This window comes from Chamaesiphon sp. OTE_20_metabat_361 (assembly GCF_031364565.1).
Genome location: NZ_JANLWO010000369.1, coordinates 1 through 1,780 on the forward strand (window position 1 = coordinate 1; position 1,780 = coordinate 1,780).

The window sequence follows — 1,780 nt, forward strand, 5'->3', positions numbered from 1 at the left end:
CTGTGTCGTCGCATCGATATCGCCCAGCACTGGCATGAGTATCATCCGCCGAATTTTTAAGGGACGAGGGGAGACAGTGTATACACATCTCTAGTTAGAAGCGAAATTGGTGGAATCCCCCTAAATCCCCCTTAAAAAGGGGGACTTCCAGATCCGGTTCCCCCTTTTTAAGGGGGGTTAGGGGGGATTTAGATCTAGAAACGGAGCAACATTCGACTTGTGCGTACAAGTTAGGAGCGAGGGTAGGCTAGGCGAGCGCAAATATTTCACAGCATAGTATTAAGATGAACCATCTCAAAGTAATTATTATCGGGGCGGGGATTGGGGGATTGACAGCCGGAATCGCCCTCAAACAGGCGGGTTATGAAGTGGAGATATACGATCGAGTCGCCACATTGCGCCCTGTGGGGGCGGGAATTTCCCTGTGGTCGAATGGGGTCAAAGTACTGAATCGACTGGGTTTAGGGGCAGAAATAGCCGCGATCGGGGGCGAAATGAATGCGATGGAATATCGCAGTAAAACTGGAGAATTGCTCAATCATATCGACTTGATGCCGCTGATCGATCGCGTCGGGCAGCGTCCGTATCCAGTCGCCCGTCGGGATTTACAAATGATGCTATTAGCTGCATTTCCTGGGCAAGTGTCTCTCAACCATAAATGTATCGACTTTGAAGAATCCGAGACAGGCGTAACGGCGATCTTTGAAAATGGTCATCGCACCAGTGGCGACTTAATTATTGCTGCCGATGGCATTCGATCGCAATTTCGCAAACAGATTCTCGACAAACCTGTCGAACCCAAATATGCGGGGTACATTAACTGGAATGGATTGGTACCCGCCGATGAAAAATTAGCACCGAAAAATACCTGGAGTATCTATGTCGGCGAACACAAACGCGCGTCCCTGATGCCCGTGGGCGACTCGCGCTGTTATTTCTTTTTAGATGTTCCGCTCCCGCCAGATAATTGCGCTACGCCAGATAGTTATCGAGCCGAATTAAAGGCGCATTTTCACGGCTGGGACGAACCAGTGCAGCAACTGATCGATCGACTCAATCCCGCCGAAACTGCCCGCATCGCCATTCACGATATGGGACCGATCGATCGCTACGTGCGGGGGCGAGTGGCACTTCTGGGCGATGCGGCTCATGCGACTTGCCCCGATCTCGGACAAGGCGGCTGTCAAGCTCTCGAAGATGCTTGGGTACTGAGTAATTATCTAATTGCGACGAATATCAGCGTACCGGATGCCCTCAAACGTTACGAATCCGAGCGCAAAGAACGCGCTAATGCTGTCGTCGCTAAAGCGCGTCAACGCGCCGAAGAAATCCACGGTTGCGATCCTGATGTGACTCAAGCTTGGTATCAGCAATTGAAAAATGAGCCACCTGGAGATGTGACTGGTGCGATCGCTAAAACTATTTTAGGTGGCCCATTGCGATGAAAAATTGCAAGTATGGTCTTTTAGGGGTGATGCGAGGATCTACCCACCCCGTCGCTACGCGCCACCCCTCCGAGGAGGGGATTTTCCCAGGATGGATTATGTCTGAAAAGAAAAGTTCTTCAGTTCACTGAAGTGAACTTTCGCTATTAGCCCGAAATTCATTTCAGGGCGGTTGATGACTAAGCACCAGTCCCACAGGTAAATCTAATTTCCAACTATGGCAGGTAAATTAACAACCCACGTTCTAGACACAGCCCACGGCTGCCCCGCCGCAGGAGTTGAAATAACCCTTTACTCGACGATCGCATCTCCATCAGAAAATCGCACCTTAATTA

The 1,780-nt window shown here is 50.4% G+C and carries 2 protein-coding genes; both read left to right on the top strand.

Translation table 11 applies throughout. The annotated features are described in order from the left end of the window. Positions 1–284 precede the first annotated feature (284 nt). Entirely contained in the window at positions 285–1,445 is a 1,161-nt protein-coding gene (gene hpxO, locus RMO35_RS10760; RefSeq protein WP_309741093.1) for an FAD-dependent urate hydroxylase HpxO, read from the top strand. 217 nt (positions 1,446–1,662) lie between these two features. Then, a partial coding sequence (locus RMO35_RS10765) for a hydroxyisourate hydrolase (RefSeq protein ID WP_309741095.1) occupies positions 1,663–1,780 on the top strand: 118 nt, incomplete at its 3' end.

Excerpts from the sequence above, each read along its gene's own strand:
- hpxO (WP_309741093.1), top strand. The coding sequence starts at position 285 with ATGAACCATCTCAAAGTAATTATTATCGGGGCGGGGATTGGGGGATTG.